We start from the raw sequence: 1,185 nt of genomic DNA, 5'->3' as shown, positions 1-1,185 counted from the left end.
GTCATCACCCGCTCGTTCCAGATGCGCGGCTACGACTCGAACTATGTGCCCGGCTGGGACTGCCACGGCCTGCCGATCGAGTGGAAGATCGAGGAGCAGTACCGCGCCAAGGGCAAGAACAAGGACGAGGTGCCGGTCAACGAATTCCGCAAGGAATGCCGTGAGTTCGCCGCGGGTTGGATCGCTGTGCAGGGGGCCGAGTTCCAGCGCCTCGGCGTCATCGGCGATTTCAAGAACCCCTATACGACGATGGCTTTCCATGCCGAGGCGCGCATCGCCGGCGAGCTCTTGAAATTCGCCATGTCGGGCCAGCTCTATCGCGGCTCCAAGCCGGTGATGTGGAGCGTGGTCGAGCGCACGGCGCTGGCCGAGGCCGAGATCGAGTACCACGACTATGAGAGCGACACGATCTGGGCGAAGTTTCCGGTCGCCAGCTTGGCCCGCCCTGTCGATGGCGAGACCAAGCTGACGGAGGGCGCACTCGATCTGCTGCAGGCACATGTCGTCATCTGGACGACGACGCCATGGACGATCCCCGGCAACCGTGCCGTCAACTATTCGCCGCGCATCAACTATGGCCTCTATGAGGTCACGGCAGCCGAGAACGCATTCGGCCCGCAGTCGGGTGAAAAACTGATCTTTGCCGATGCGCTGGCCGAAGACTCCTCGGTCAAGGCCAAGGTCACCTTGAATCGTCTCCGCAGCGTTTCGGCGCAAGAGCTTGGAAGCCTTACGCTTTCGCATCCGCTCAAGGGTTTTTGCGGCGGCTACGACTTTGCCGTTCCGATGCTCGCCGGCGACCACGTCACCGACGATGCCGGCACCGGCTTCGTCCACACCGCGCCCGGCCACGGCCGCGAGGACTTTGACGCCTGGATGGATGCGGCGGTGGATCTGCGCGCACGCGGCATCGATCCCGCCATCCCGTTCACCGTCGACGACGGCGGTTTCTTCACCAAGGACGCGCCGGGTTTCGGCCCCGACCGGGAGGGTGGACCGGCGCGTGTCATCGACGACAACGGCAAGAAGGGCAACGCCAACCAGGCCGTCATCGACGAGCTGATCAAGCGCAACGCGCTGTTCGCGCGCGGCCGGCTGAAGCACAGCTACCCTCACTCCTGGCGGTCCAAGAAACCGATCATCTTTCGCAACACGCCGCAGTGGTTCGTCTACATGGACAAGGAC

At 63.7% G+C, this 1,185-nt stretch carries 1 protein-coding gene; it reads left to right on the top strand.

Annotation, left to right across the window (positions count from 1 at the left end):
* The coding region (locus EN939_RS34985) for a class I tRNA ligase family protein (RefSeq protein WP_164751549.1) at nt 1-1,185 on the top strand (1,185 nt) is incomplete at both ends.

Source organism: Mesorhizobium sp. M7A.F.Ca.CA.002.05.1.1 (genome assembly GCF_003998335.1).
Taxonomy (GTDB): domain Bacteria; phylum Pseudomonadota; class Alphaproteobacteria; order Rhizobiales; family Rhizobiaceae; genus Mesorhizobium.
This window is presented reverse-complemented; position numbering and strand designations above follow the sequence as displayed.